This window comes from Novosphingobium sp. 11B, from assembly GCF_054589055.1.
Genome location: NZ_BAAILP010000057.1, coordinates 23,966 through 38,385, shown reverse-complemented (window position 1 = coordinate 38,385; position 14,420 = coordinate 23,966). Strand labels below are relative to the sequence as shown.

Below are 14,420 nucleotides of genomic sequence, written 5' to 3'. Positions count from 1 at the left end.
GGCAGACAATCACCAGTCGCACAGAGGCAAATTGCGATGCTGATTAATCCGCCGGCCATTACATAAATATGACGTTTTTGGCAGAATTCTGTACATTGCAGCAATATTGCTTGCACCTCCCGATCGCTAATTTTCGCATAATCCGGCGCGCCTAACCGGCGCCCCCGAACCACCGGACGACGGCTTCGCGATGTGATTCGCCCCGCCCCGTCCGACGCAACTCGGGGGTCAGTTCAATGTCCGGAAACACATCTTGCGCAGGCCAAACGGCACGCGCCGTCATCGTATCCGCCCTTCTTTGCGGCACCGCCGTACCGGCACTCGCCGATGACCTCGATACGGGCGAGCACGCCGACATCGTCGTCACGGCGGACGGCAGCGCCGAGAGCCGTGCGCGGCAGAGGGACGCGCCCAACATCGTTCAGTCGATCTCGCAGGAAGAGGCGTTTCGCCTGCCCGACCTGAATGCGGGCGAGGCGATCGCCCGCCTGCCGGGCGTCACCATCGGTGCGGACAAGGGTGTCGGCCACTTCGTCAACATCCGCGGGCTCGACGCCGACCTCACCAGCACGACCTTCGGCGGCACGCACCTGCCGCCGCCGGACCCCGTGACCCCGCAAGGCGGCGGCCGCGCCTTCTCGTTCGACGTGATGCCGACCGGCGTGTTCGGCTCGCTCACGCTGACCAAGACCAACCATCCCGACATGGACGCCGAGGCGCTTGGCGGCACCATCGAAATCTCGCCCAAGGCAATTCCGACCGGCCGCGACCATTTCCTCACCGCCCGCCTGGGTTCGGGCGAGCAGTTGTCGCGCCACACCGGCGTCGTCGACCTGTCCGCCAGCGGCGGCATCCGTTTCGGCGACAAGAACGGCGGCGGGCCGTTCTCGATCGTCGGCTCGCTGGCCTACTACCGTGACGCGCTGGGCATGGACGACCGGCGCACCAGCTACGTCAACAAGGCCTCCGCCCCGGACCTGGCCTGGTCGAGCATGTCGCAGTCCTACAACACGTTCCGCCATGTGACGAAGGGCGGCAGCATCGAGTTCGCCTACGAACCCGATGCCGATACCCGTTTCTATGCCCGCTACCTGAACACCGGCTACCAGGAAGACAACTGGCGCCAGCAGCTTGCGATCAAGACCTCTGGCACGGCGACGGCCAACGCCGACGGCACTTACACGTCGCCGGTCAAGCAGCTCGACAAGAGCCTGCGCGACACCCTGCTGAAGGTGAACCTGCAGCTTGCCGAAATCGGTGGCCGCAACAAGCTGGGCGATCTGGCACTCGACTACCATGTGTCCTTCGCGGAGGGGCGCGAGTACCGTCCTTACGACACGATTTCGACTTTCACCTCGAAGCCGGGTTCGGCAAACATCACCTATGGTGATGCAGGCGGGTACTATCCGTCATATACCGTCACCGGGACCGATCCTTTCGGGACCGGCGCCTACAAGCTCTCCAGCCTGACCAACAACGACAACCTCTATCGTACCCGCGAGTGGTCCGGCGCGGTCAACGCCGCCTTGCCGACCGCACTGACCGGCGGCGCCAATGAGAGCATCAAGTTCGGTGTCGCCGTGCGACTGCGCACCAACACCCACGTCATCAACCCCTACACGGCCACCACCTTCCCCTCGACCGAGCTCGCGGTGGTTGCGCCGGGTGCCAATGCGATCGTCGACCAGAGCCATTATTCGAACGGCCCGGACATCGATATCGACGCCATGCGCGGCCTGTGGTCCGGCGGAACCGGCACCGGCTTCGGCAACAATGTTCAGGCGGATGCCTATGCGGGCGGCCTTTCCCGGCAGGACAACCGCGAGAACGTGTTCGCGGGTTACGTGCAGGGCGAGGCCGACTTCAGTGCACTGCATCTGCTCGCCGGTCTGCGCGCCGAGTTCACCGACGCCCGCTACCAGGGCAACACCGGCGTCCCGATCACATCCTCGGCAGCAGCAGGCGGCACGATCACCAACGGCAAGGGTTCGATCCTGGTGCCGACCTCGTCCACGTCGCGCTACACGAACCTCTTTCCTTCGCTGCAGGCCCGTTACGAGTTCTCGCCGAGCCTGATTGCCCGCGCGGTCTACTCCTCGACGATCGCGCGTCCGGGCTTCAACCAGGTCAATCCGTCGGCAACCATCGACGCCGCCAACAACATCGTCACTACCGGCAATCCGAACCTGAAGCCGATCACCGCCAACAGCTTCGATCTTTCGGTTGAGCACTACCTGCCGTTCGGCGGCATCGTCTCGGCGGGCGTATTCGACAAGGAACTGTCGAACTACATCTTCAACCGCACCCAGTCCGGAGGCATCACCGACCCGGTCACCCTTGCCGTGCTTGGCAATCAGGCGACGCCTACCCAGGTCGTCACATATGCCAATATCTCCCACGCCTGGGTGCGCGGCATCGAGCTGAACTACGACCAGCACCTCTCGTTCCTGCCCGGCCCGCTGTCGAACCTCGGCGTTTCAGGCAACTACACCCTCATCGACTCTTCGGCCGATATTCGTCCCGGCGAGAAGGGACCGCTGCCCGCCAGCTCGAAGCATATCTACAATGCCGCGGTCTACTGGGACGACGGCAAGCTCAACGTGCGCACGGCGATCTCCTATGCGGGGCGCAGCCTCTGGTCGGTCGGCACAACCCGCGCACTCGACCAGTATGCCGAGGCCCGGTTCATGCTCGACATCGGCGCCAGCTACGCCGTGACCGACAATGTCTCGATCTACGCATCGGGCCGCAATCTGCTCAACACCCCCAAGATCCGTTCGGAAGGCACGCGGGACCACACCGTCCAGCACCAGCTTTCCGGATCAGCGGTGTTCGGCGGCGTAAACGTTCAGTTCTGAAGGAGAATACGATATGCGCATGATCCCCTCCCTCCTGCTCGCGGCGGCCACGGCCTGCATCAGCGGTGCAGCCATCGCCGCCCCGGCCGAAAAGCCGGTCTACGAGCAGCTTGCCGTCACCCCGGTCCCCGACATGCCCGAAGGCGACTGGGACCAGCTGGTGACGGACGTGGCACACAACCGCATCTATGTTTCCGGCGAGGACGGCGCGCTCATGGCCGCGTTCAATCTGGAGACCGGGGCGCTCATCGCTTCGGGCGGTGACGTCGTTTCGCCGCACAAGGTCGCCTTCGACCCCAAGACCGGCCATCTCCTGGTGGCCGAAGGCAAGGATGGCACGGTCAAGGTACTGACCACCGACTTCAAGACCGTCGCCTCGATCCCGGTCGGCGCGAAGTCCGACACCGGCGCCATCGATCTGGTCGGCCGCGTCTTCTACGTCAGCGGCCGCGACGGCGATACCGGATCGCAGATCAGCGCGATCTCGCTCGACACGCTCAAGGTCGTGCGCCGCTTCCCGGTTCCGGCGATGACGCTCAAGGGCCTCGTCCTCGACCGGACGGGCGGACGTCTTTTCGTCAGCATGCGTGACAAGAACGCGGTCGGCGTTATCGACATCAGGACCGGCACGCTGCGGACCTGGACTTCGCCCAACCTCAACAAGAACGTGCCGCTGGCCTACGACAAGCGCAGCCAGCGCCTGTTTGCCGGTTCGCGCGAACCCGGCCGCCTCGTCGTGCTGGATGCGCGCAGCGGCAAGGAACTCCAGTCGCTGCCGGGCACCGAGACGGCTGACAGCATGTCCTTCGACGAGAAGGGCCGCATCCTGTACGTGTCGGGCGATACCGGCATGAGCCGTTACCGCATCGCCGCCAACGGCAACGCCACCCTGCTGGAAACCGACGCCTCGCTGGTCGGCAAGTCCTCGCTCTACGTGGGCGAGAACCATCGCCTCTACGTGATGCGCCCACGCAAGGGGGAAACCGTCGCCGCGCTGCAGGTCTACGCCATCCACGACTGACAGCCCGTATTCGACAACCGGTGAAGTATCACACCCCGCCATTCGCAAGAGTGGCGGGGTTAAGGCACATACACCTGAATGAAAATTAGAACAACTCCCCTCATATCGAGAGAGATATTTGATAACAGAGTAATTTCCATTTCTAGAAAATGTAATTTATTTCATTTTTATGAAAGTATTGAAAATTTATTCAATAATTTTCCTTAAATTATAATTCAAGATAATTCAGCGATAATTTTCCCTCTCTAATGGCGCTGTTCGACAAGCAAGGGGTTGCAGCAGCGGCAGATCCACCGCCGCTGGACAATCACGACATCTCGGAGGCTGTCATCGTGTCGAATAGAAGTTCTGCCCTGCCTCGCGCCCAGCGCGCGGTACTCGTCGCCATGCTCCTGTGTTCGGCGGCCTCGCCCGCGTTCGCAGCGGCCGATGAAGACGAAGCAAACGAGCCGAAGGGCGACATCGTCGTCACCGGCCATGCCGCCACCGACAGCCGTGCCAAGCAGGAAGCCGCGCCCAACATCATCCAGACCGTCTCGGTCGAAGAAGCGCGCCGCCTGCCCGACCTCAACGCCGGCGAGGTCATCTCGCGCCTGCCCGGCGTGACGATCGCGGCGGACAGCGGCGTCGGCCACTGGATCAACATCCGCGGCCTCGATGCCGACCTTACCAGCACCACGCTTGCCGGCACGCACCTGCCGCCGCCAAGCCCCGTCACGCCCCAGGGCGGCGGCCGCGCTTTCGCGTTCGACGCTTTCCCGACCGGCCTCATCGGCTCGGTGACGGTCACCAAGACCAACCGCCCCGACATGGATGCCGAAGCATTGGGCGGCACCATCGAAATCACCCCGAAGAAGCTGGCGCCGAACCAAGGCTACTTCGTGGAAGGCCGCCTGGGTTCGGGCGAGCAACTTTCCCGCAGCACCGCGATCGCCGACATGGCGCTCAGCGCAGGCATCCGTTTCGGCGGCCATGGTATCGGCGACGGTCCGTTCACCCTGGTCGGCTCACTCGCCTATTATCAGGACGCGCTCGGCACCGACGACCGCCGCGTCTCCTTCGCCAACAAGAGCGGCACCCCGGATCTGGCCTGGTCAGGCGTGACCCAGGCGTACTACCAGTTCCGCCGCAAGACCAAGGGCGCCACGATCGAACTCGGCTACGAGCCCGACGTGAACACCCGCCTCTACATCCGCTACGTCAACAGCGGCTACCAGGAAGACATCGCCCGCAACCAGCTTGCGTTCAAGCTGGGCAGCCCGACGGTGACCAACGCAAACGGCTCGCTGACGACGCCCGCGACCCAGTACGACAAGTCGGTCCGCGACATGCTGCAGCGCGTCAGCCTGCACCTCACCGAAGTCGGCGGCCATCACCAGTTTGGCAATCTGGACCTCGCGGCGCGCGCATCCTACGCGCAAGGTCAGGACTACCGCCCCTACGACACGCTTTCCACCTTCAGCAACAAGGCCGCCTCGGGCTCGAGCGTCACCTATGCGGATGCGGGCGGGGAGTTCCCGACCACGACTTTCACCGGCACCGATCCCTTCGGCACCGCAGGCTACAAGCTGTCCAGCGTGACCAACAACAGCCAGATCTATCGTACCCGCGAGTGGTCGGGCGGGATCGACGGCACGCTCGCGACTTCGCTGCTGGGCGGTGAGAACGAGAACATCAAGTTCGGCGTCAACGTCCGTCTGCGCACCAACACGCACGTGTTCAATTCCTACACCTCGACGAGCGTGCCGGTGCTGGACATGGCAAGCGCCGCCCCGGGGCGGAACATCCTGTTCGACCAGAGCCACTATGCAAACGGCCCGAATATCGACATCGACTACATGCGCAGCGTCTGGGCGAACGGCACCGGTCCCGGCTTCAGCAACAACGCTCAGGCCGACGCCTACGCCAGCGGGCAGGCACAGCAGGACAACCGCGAGAACGTCTTTGCCGGCTACGTCCAGGGCGAGACCGACTTCGGTGCGCTGCACCTGCTGGCGGGTCTGCGCGTCGAACACACCGACGCGCGCTACCAGGGCGTTACCAGCGTCCCGATCACGTCCTCGGCGGCCGCAGGCGGTACGATCACCAACGGCAAGGGCTCGATCTTGGTGCCGGTCTCGTCCTCGTCGAGCTACACCAACTTCTTCCCGTCGATCCAGGCACGCTACGAACTGTCGCCCAGCCTGATCGCGCGCGCTTCCTACTCCTCGACGATCGCGCGTCCGGGCTTCAACCAGATCAATCCGTCGGCAACCATCGACGCCGCCAACAACGTCGTCACCACCGGCAATCCGAACCTCAAGCCGATCACCGCCAACAGTTTCGACCTCTCGATCGAGCACTACCTGCCGTTAGGCGGCATCATCTCGGCCGGCGCGTTCGACAAGGAGCTGTCGAATTACATTTTCAGCCGGACCCAATTCGGCGGCATCACCGACCCGGTCACCCTCGCTGTGCTCGGCAATCAGGCGACGCCCACACAGGTCATCACCTATGCCAACATATCCCACGCCTGGGTGCGCGGCATCGAGCTGAACTACGACCAGCACCTCTCGTTCCTGCCCGGCCCGTTGTCGAACCTCGGCGTCTCGGCGAACTATGCCTTGATCAAATCGTCGGCGGACATCCGACCGGGCGAGAAGGGCAGCCTTCCGGGTACGTCGAAGCACGTGTACAACGCCGCGGTCTACTGGGACGACGGCAAGCTCAACTTGCGCGCCGCCCTGTCCTATAACGGCCGCAGCCTGCTTTCCGTCGGCGCGACCCGGGCCAAGGACCAGTATCTGGAGGACCGCCTCTCGCTGGATATCGGCGCCAGTTATGCCATCACGGACAATGTGTCGATCTACGCATCGGGCCGCAATCTGCTCAACACCGCGAAGATAAAGAGCGAAGGCGCTGCGACCCGCATCACGCAACTGCAGCTTTCCGGCTCGGCAGTAATGGGCGGGGTCAACTTCAAGTTCTGACGCCAGCGGGCCGTTCCGACCGTCGCCCCCAAGGAACGACCGCAACGCGTACGCGGCGACGGAGTCATCCGTCGCCGCGTTTACCGTCTTGCAAGATCGGAAACGCAAAGCCGCCACAAGCGCATAGCCATTGCGGCTTTTGAAGCCGTCGCAGTGAAATACAAAACTCGACGTTAACTTAACTCTCCATAACGGATCAAACTGTTATTGCTCGAAATTTCTGTGAGCATCTAAAGCCGCTTGTGCGTGCGACGGACTTTCCCATCTCCCCTAGCCGCAAGTTCGATCAAGCTAATCACAGAAAAAAGGGGCACATCGGATGGCAATCCGGAAACGGCACTTCGCCAAGATCGGACGCGAGCGTCTTCTTCAGAGCGCGGCATCGCTGACGTTTCTCGTCGGTACACGGTCTGCAATGGTCACGATTGCCTCGGCGGGCCTTGTCGTGGGCGCGGGCATGGCCAGCGCGCATACCGATGCCTTGGGCTATCTCGTGTCCGACGGCTCGGCCGCGGGATTGTTCGATGTCCAGATCATCTACGGTAGCTGGCACGGCGGCTCCGTTTCGGCGGAGGGCGCCGTACAGCTCAATCGCGCGGACAGTTCCGCAGTCGGCACGCAGGCATTCTCGATCCTGCTGAGCAACGTCCCCAACGGCACGTTGCCCGCAGGCCTGACGGCAGGGCAGAACTTCTTCTACATCAGCCCGGACGGGAATTCGCTGGTAGCATCCGACAGCGCGAACAACGGCGTCTACAATTTCCAGGCCGCGACCTTCTCTGACATCACCGCGGGGACCTACACGTTCGCTTACGCCAGCACGAGCGGCCTTTCCCAGGTGTGGACGCCGGCCGGGAACGCGATCTCGTCCGGGACTTTTACGGTGACCTCGGACGGCGGCGTGACGGTGCCGGGACAAGCCAACGACATCGACACCGCAAGTCCGAACTACGGTTCGAGCAACCTTGGAACCTCGGTAAACCCGACCTTCGCAGGCGGCACCTTGCTGATCGACCAGAACGGGCAGACCTATCCCAACAGCTTCGCGCTGGACGATACGAACACCAACACCATCGATATGAACGGCAACACGACCGTGCTGTCCGGTGGATTTTCGGATGGCACGGCCGGCACGCCGGGCGTCATCACTTACATCGATTCGGGATCCGGCGGCCAGGTGACGCTCACCGGTGCAAGCGGGTACACCGGCACCACGACGCTCGAATCCGGCACTTTGGCTCTGGCGGGCAACGGCACGCTCGGCGCGGATACGGCATCGACGATCGTGAATGGCGGAACCCTGGACCTCGGCGATACGCAGCAGATCCAGGCGTCGCTCACACAGGGCGGCGGAACGATCCGCAACGGTACGCTATCGGTCGATACCTACACGCTTGCGGGCGGAATCCTCGCCAGCGATGCCTCCGTGGATGCAGGCACGGCAATCGATGCACAGGCGGGGGCGATCGATGGCGCACTGAGCGGCTCGGGCACGTTGACCAAATCCGGCAACGGCACTGTCACGCTCGGTGGAGCGAACAGTTACACCGGCGGCACCGTCGTCAACGGCGGTACACTGGCGCTGGCAGGTGCCGGGACTTTGGGCTCCGGCGACGGTACGACAACGATCAATGGCGGCACCCTGGACCTGGGCGCGGGCAGTCAGAGCCAGGCAACGCTCACGCAGGGCGGCGGTACCGTCCAGAACGGTACGCTCTCGGTCGGCACCTATACGCTGACAGGCGGAACCCTCGCAGGCAATGCGGCCATCGATGCCGACGATATGCTAGACCTCCGGTCCGGGAGCGTCGATGGCGCGCTGTCCGGCACGGCTGGGTTGATAAAGACCGGCTCCGGCGGCGTGATCCTCAAGGGTGCCAACAGCTATACCGGCGATACCGTCATCGATGACGGATCGTTGGTGTTGGCCGGCGCGGGCACCCTCGGTTCGGCCAGCGGTTCGACGGTCATCCACGGCGGCACGCTCGACCTCGGCGGAACGAGCCAGACGCAAGTATCGCTGATGCAGGGCGCGGCCACGATCCTGAACGGGACCTTGGTACTCGATACTTATACCATTGCGGGCGGAACGCTGACGCGAACCGTGGCCGCCAACGTGAGCAGCACTATCGATGCCCGGACCGGCATGATCAACGGCGTGCTGTCGGGTACGGCCGGTCTGATAAAGACCGGGAACGGCGGCGTCACCCTCACCGCAGCGAATACCTACACCGGCGGGACCACGATCGATGCCGGCGCGCTGGTGCTGGCAGATGCCGGTGACATCGTCTCGTCGGTTGCGATCGGCGCGACGGGCACGTTCGACATCAGCGCAGCGGACGGCGATCGCGATCTCGACACGGTAACCGGCGCTGGTGCCATCGCCCTGGGAGACAACACCCTGACGCTCACACAGGCCGGCGGCAATTATGCGGGATCGATCAGCGGTACGGGCGGACTGATACTCTCGGCCGGACAGGGCTACGCCCTGAATGGAAGTAGCACGTATTCGGGCGGCACGGCACTGCTGACCGGCACACTTTCGCTGGGGAACAACGACGCGCTCGGCACGGGCGCGCTGGCGATGAGCGAATTCACCGCCATCAACCTCGTCCAGAGCGGCATGGTCATCGGCAACGATATCACCGTCAGCGGCGATCCGACGATCTTCGTACCCACCGGCGTGACGGCAACCGTCGCAGGAACGATTTCAGACGGCACACAGCCGGGCGACGTCGTCAAGACTGGCGGTGGCACGCTGATTTTCACGGGCAACAACACATATTCCGCCGGCACCACCATTTCCGACGGCACGCTGCAGCTTGGCGATGGCGGGACCAGCGGCGCCATCATCGGCAACGTCCTGAACAACGCAGCCCTGGCGTTCGACCGCGCTGACGCCGTGACGTTCTCCGGGACGATTTCAGGCACCGGCGCAGTCGTGCAGGCCGGTGCGGGCACGACGACGCTTTCCGGCGTCAACACGTATTCCGGCGGCACGACGATCTCGGACGGCACGCTCGTCGGGTCGGCGACCGGCTTCGGCAGCGGTGCGATCCTCGACAACGCCGCACTGGTCGTGACCCAGGGCACTGACGCCACTTTCGCAAACGCGATCAACGGCAACGGCACCTTCACAAAGCAGGGTGCGGGCATGCTGTCCCTGACGGGTACGAGCGGCCTGTCCAGCGCCACCATTCTGGCTGAGGGCGAATTGCGGATCACCGGTTCGCTCGCGGCATCGTCGGTCTCCCTGGCCAGCGGCACACGCATATCGGGCACCGGAACCGTGGGCGGCATCGTCGCCGCACCGGGTTCGACGATCGCCCCGGGCAATGGCGCGATCGGGACATTGGCCGTGGATGACAACGTCACGCAGCAATCCGGGTCGATCTATGCGGTTCAGGTCGCCGTGGATGGACCGCTTTCCGACAGGATCACCGCCACGGGCTTTGCGGCAATCGGGAGCGGCGCGACACTGGAGGTGACCAAGACCGACACCGCAACGCCCTATGTGCTTGGCCGGCGCTACACGGTGCTGACGGCGGCTCAAGGCGTGACGGGCACTTACACGCTGACCGGCGATACGGCGGTATCGGCCTTTTACGATCTTACCGTCGGGTACGACGCCAGCAACGTCTACCTCGATGTGGCCCAGACCAGCAGCTTCGTCTCTGCCGCGATCACCCCCAACGAGCGCAGCGTCGCCGGCGCGCTGGATGCACTCGACCCGGCCGTGGGCCTGCGCAACGCCCTGGGCTATCTCCAGACCTTCGAAGAGGCGCGCGGCGCGTTCGGGCAACTGTCAGGCGAAATCCACTCTTCCGCCAAGAGCGCGCTGATCCAGGACAGCCAGTATCTGCGCGATGCGGTGTCGATGCACCTGCGGTCAGGCACCGATGGCCGGGAGACAGAGCGGCCCGGCGTGTCGCTGTGGGGACATGGCTACGGCTCGTGGGGTTCCCTCGCGGGCAATGGCAATGCCGGGGTCCTGCACCGTTCGGCCCGGGGCTTGCTGGTCGGTGTCGATCTGCCTATCGGCGATGTCGCAAGGGCGGGCGTATTGGGCGGCTACAGCCGCTCGAAATTCAACACTGCCGGGCACCGCGATACCGGCCATAGCGACAATTACCACCTGGGCGTCTATGCGGGGACCGGCCTTGCCCCCCTCAACCTGCAGGTCGGCGCGGCTTATACCTGGCACAAGCTCGATGTCGATCGCGCGGTCGGGTTCACCGGCTTCGCCGATGCACTCTCCTCGCGATACAAGGGCAACAGCGCGCAAGTCTTCGGAGAAGCGGGCTATCGAATAGAGGTCAATCATGGGCACTTCGAACCATTTGCCCAGATCAGTCACGTGCGTCTTCATACCGATGGGTTCGCCGAAAATGGCGGCGATGCGGCGCTGATCGGGGAATCGAAAAATACCGAAGTGACCTTTTCGAGCCTGGGCTTGCGCGGCGACCTCGATCTGGCGAGAGAAGGCGCGCTGCATGCGTTCTGGTCGACCGGGTGGAGGCACGCCTTCGGCAACCGTACACCGTTCACCGATCTGCGCTTCGATGCGGGCTCGCAGGTCTTCGGGATATCAGGCACACCGATCGCTCGGAATGCAGCCGTCCTTCAGGCCGGGATCGAAGCGGGCCTGGGGGCTGGCGTCAGCATCGGGGCATCCTATTCGGGCCAGATCGGGCGCAATGTGCAGGACCACGGCGTGAAAGGTAACCTGACGTGGCGCTTCTGACGATGCACGAAGGGCCTTGTCCGTGACGGTTGAGCGCGGTGGCCATGCTTGCCGGTGGCCTGTTCTGGCCATCGTAGCAGCGCTGTTTCTCACCGGCGACATGGCCGTTGCCGCGGAACCATCCGCTGCCCCGCCACATGAGCGCCATGGAGACTGGGAGGTCGTCTGCGCCGTGGCGGGCAAGGCCACCAAATGCTCGGCGGTGCAACGACAGGCGACCACGGCGACTTCCGGCCATGAAATGCAGCGCGTGCTCGCGATGGAACTGGTCGCCGTGCCGGATGGGGCAGTGGGCACCCTGCTAACGCCCTTCGGGGTGGATTTGGCTAGCGGCCTCGTTCTCAAACTGAACACATCCGGCCCGCCATTGCCGTTCAAGACCTGCCTGCCCTCCGGCTGCGTGGTCCCGCTGCAATTCGGCAAGGAAGCCGTCCGTTCCTTGCGCAAGGAGACGTTGTTACGCATCTCGTTCGTAACCGCGGGAGATGGGCGTAGGATCGACCTGCCGGTTTCCCTCAAAGGACTTGGTCAAGCGCTCGACAGAGCGGGGGTACTTGCCGGCACAAGCCGCTAACTCATATCTTCGGTAAGGTTTTTCGGCACCATGCGCCAACTGCCGAGACAAAAGACATTTTCAGGCAGTCTTTCGAACGATCGCAGCATAGGCCCACGAGAAAATCGACGCCTGCCGTGGCAAATCGAGGCGTGCGTCGCGGCTTCATCCCCACCGGAAGCGAAGGTTTCAACTAAGGCTCTCGCGCCGATCTGACGGCGATCCCGAAGCCCAAGCCTCTACGGCCCTGCCGGCCGACGAACGCCATGATGCCGGCGGGTTGGGTGAGAACCTGCAAGGCACCGTATCTGCCCATCATTCCGGCGCGCTCCTACCGCCAGGTTCCAGGTCTTCCTGATCATCGCCGCTACCGCGACCGCTTGCAAACCGATCAGGGCATCTCCCATCAGTTCGAATCGAGCCCCCTTCCCCACGCATGGGAGCACCGCCCCTCATCTCGACGACATCGCAACCGCGCGATTTGCCGTCGATCGCCGGATCAAGGAACGCCGGATGACGAATGAGAGGCTGCCTGTCGAGATGTCGCCCTCGTTCCTCAGACCCGGCTAGCCAACGCCACCACCGCGCAGGAAAGCGTCAGCAGCCCGAGCCGCGCCCATGAGGCACCTTCGCCCAGCCACACCACCGCGAGCAGGATCGCACCCATCGGTACCACGGCCGCCATCAGCGGCATCAACAGGCTGAGCGCGGCGCCCTCGTGCAGTAGCAGCGCCAGGCAGTAGAGCGAGACAACGTAGACCGCCGCGCAAAGCAGCGACCAGCCGGGCGAGGTAAACCCGGCGGTGCGCGCCAGCAGCACGCTCCCGCCGATCTGACCGACCACGACCACCACGAACAGCGCGATCGCTCGCGCCGTAAGGCCCGCCGCAATCACTGCGCCGTCAACCCGCCGTCGACGACGAACTCGCCTCCGGTCACGTACTTGGCGCGGTCCGAAATAAGAAACGCGATCATCTCGCCGATGTCGTCGGGCTCGCCCATGCGCTTCATCGGGATCGCCGCGTTGATGGCGTCGTACTGGTCGGGGTTGTCCTCGATCGCGACCTTCTGCATCTCGGTCCAGATCACGCCGGGGTGGACCGAGTTCACGCGGATGCCCTTGGCCGCCACTTCCAGCGCCAGCGCCTTGGAATAGAGCCGCACGCCGCCTTTGCTGGCCGCATAGGCCGAGGCGCCGGCAACGCCGACGAGGCCCGCGATCGACGAGAGGTTGACGATCGAGCCCGATCCCTGCGCCTCCATCACCGGCAGCACCGCGCGGCAGCCGAGGTAGACGCTCTTGAGGTTGACGTCGATCTGGCGGTCCCAGGCGGCGGAGTCGAGGTCGGCGGTCCACTTGAGCACGGCGATGCCGGCATTGTTGACGAGGCCGTCGATGCGGCCGGTCTCGCCGCTGACCTGCGCGATCAGCGCGGCCCAGCCCGCCTCGTCGGTGACGTCCTGCGCGAGGCCGGTGGCAGTCAGGCCCTCGGCGCGCAGTTCCTCGGCGCGGACGGCGGCGGCATCGCCGTCGAGGTCGGTGAGGGTGACGGCATGGCCCTGCCGCGCGAGCAGGCGGGCGGTGGCGAAGCCGAGGCCGCCGGCCGATGCGGCGCCGGTGACGATAATGGTCTTGCTGGTCATGAAGGTCTTCTCCGGGTCAGGCGTTTTTCAGCCAGTCGCAATCGTAGGAACGGTCCTGAGTATCGTGGCGGCCGAGCAGGCAGGTGGCGAGATCGGTGGACAGTATGCCGTCGGCGGCGATGTCCTTGCGCGCCCAGTCGACGAATTCGCTGCGATGGGCGAAGCGCCATTCCGGGCCGGAGGGGGTATCGCGCCGTTCGTAGCGGTCGAGATAGCGACCGCTGATGATGAGGTCGGTCGCCACCCCATCATCAAGGATGCGGTGGAAGGCATAGTAGTAGACTTCGCCAAAGGCGCGGTTCGGGTCGGCCTCGTCGAATTGAATATGGTGCTGGCCGATGATGTGCTGGTTGGCGAGATGCTCTGTCAGCAGGCCTTGCGCGAAGTCCACGAAGTCCGGGCCGCTTCCTGCGAAGATGCCGTAATCGGTGGTCGAATCCGGCCAGAACGTACCCAGCTGCAGCGCGTGGTCGAGGCGGTCCTGCCCGCGCATGTAGCGCATGGCGAGGTCGCGTATGTCGTCCTTGGCGATGAGCGCGGCGAGCCTGCTGTCGGTATCGGTCATGATGCTGTCCTCTCCCCCGGCGCCCGGGTCTGAGCCGGGCGCCGGGTTTCACGATTACGCCCTGCC

Annotated in this window: 8 protein-coding genes; 5 read left to right on the top strand and 3 right to left on the bottom strand. The window is 64.2% G+C overall.

The window, feature by feature from the left end; translation table 11 throughout:
* Window positions 1–236: 236 nt before the first annotated feature.
* From ACYPYD_RS04745 to ACYPYD_RS04725, 5 genes are all read left to right on the top strand, one after another.
* Complete coding sequence (locus ACYPYD_RS04745) at window positions 237–2,858, top strand: TonB-dependent receptor (RefSeq protein WP_459662282.1); 2,622 nt, start codon at window positions 237–239, stop codon at window positions 2,856–2,858.
* Between the two features lie 19 nt (window positions 2,859–2,877).
* Complete coding sequence (locus ACYPYD_RS04740) at window positions 2,878–3,879, top strand: YncE family protein (protein WP_162177372.1); 1,002 nt, start codon at window positions 2,878–2,880, stop codon at window positions 3,877–3,879.
* A gap of 332 nt (window positions 3,880–4,211) precedes the next feature.
* Complete coding sequence (locus ACYPYD_RS04735; protein WP_459662281.1) at window positions 4,212–6,848, top strand: TonB-dependent receptor; 2,637 nt, start codon at window positions 4,212–4,214, stop codon at window positions 6,846–6,848.
* 319 nt (window positions 6,849–7,167) lie between these two features.
* The gene (locus tag ACYPYD_RS04730; RefSeq protein ID WP_459662280.1) at window positions 7,168–11,592 is read left to right on the top strand and encodes an autotransporter outer membrane beta-barrel domain-containing protein; all 4,425 of its coding nucleotides are present in this window, start codon (window positions 7,168–7,170) and stop codon (window positions 11,590–11,592) included.
* 22 nt (window positions 11,593–11,614) lie between these two features.
* Window positions 11,615–12,166 carry an invasion associated locus B family protein gene (locus tag ACYPYD_RS04725; RefSeq protein WP_155986215.1) on the top strand — a complete coding sequence of 184 codons (552 nt, stop codon included), beginning with the start codon at window positions 11,615–11,617 and terminating at the stop codon, window positions 12,164–12,166.
* 535 nt (window positions 12,167–12,701) lie between these two features.
* Here the strand turns inward: ACYPYD_RS04725 and ACYPYD_RS04720 are convergent.
* The 3 genes from ACYPYD_RS04720 to ACYPYD_RS04710 are packed head-to-tail and all read right to left on the bottom strand — an operon-like array spanning window position 12,702 to window position 14,354.
* Window positions 12,702–13,040, bottom strand: coding sequence for a hypothetical protein (locus tag ACYPYD_RS04720; RefSeq protein ID WP_008832106.1), 339 nt, complete (start codon window positions 13,038–13,040; stop codon window positions 12,702–12,704).
* On the bottom strand, window positions 13,037–13,789 hold the full coding sequence (locus tag ACYPYD_RS04715) for an SDR family NAD(P)-dependent oxidoreductase (protein ID WP_008832105.1): 753 nt from the start codon (window positions 13,787–13,789) through the stop codon (window positions 13,037–13,039). The genes ACYPYD_RS04720 and ACYPYD_RS04715 overlap by 4 nt, the downstream gene beginning before the upstream one ends.
* 16 nt (window positions 13,790–13,805) lie before the next feature.
* Window positions 13,806–14,354 (bottom strand): nuclear transport factor 2 family protein, encoded by a 549-nt coding sequence (locus ACYPYD_RS04710; RefSeq protein WP_459662279.1) that lies wholly within the window; start codon window positions 14,352–14,354, stop codon window positions 13,806–13,808.
* Window positions 14,355–14,420: the final 66 nt, after the last annotated feature.

Excerpts from the sequence above, each read along its gene's own strand:
- ACYPYD_RS04745 (WP_459662282.1), top strand. The coding sequence starts at position 237 with ATGTCCGGAAACACATCTTGCGCAGGCCAAACGGCACGCGCCGTCATC.
- ACYPYD_RS04740 (WP_162177372.1), top strand. The coding sequence starts at position 2,878 with ATGATCCCCTCCCTCCTGCTCGCGGCGGCCACGGCCTGCATCAGCGGT.
- ACYPYD_RS04730 (WP_459662280.1), top strand. The coding sequence starts at position 7,168 with ATGGCAATCCGGAAACGGCACTTCGCCAAGATCGGACGCGAGCGTCTT.
- ACYPYD_RS04715 (WP_008832105.1), bottom strand. The coding sequence starts at position 13,789 with ATGACCAGCAAGACCATTATCGTCACCGGCGCCGCATCGGCCGGCGGC.
- ACYPYD_RS04710 (WP_459662279.1), bottom strand. The coding sequence starts at position 14,354 with ATGACCGATACCGACAGCAGGCTCGCCGCGCTCATCGCCAAGGACGAC.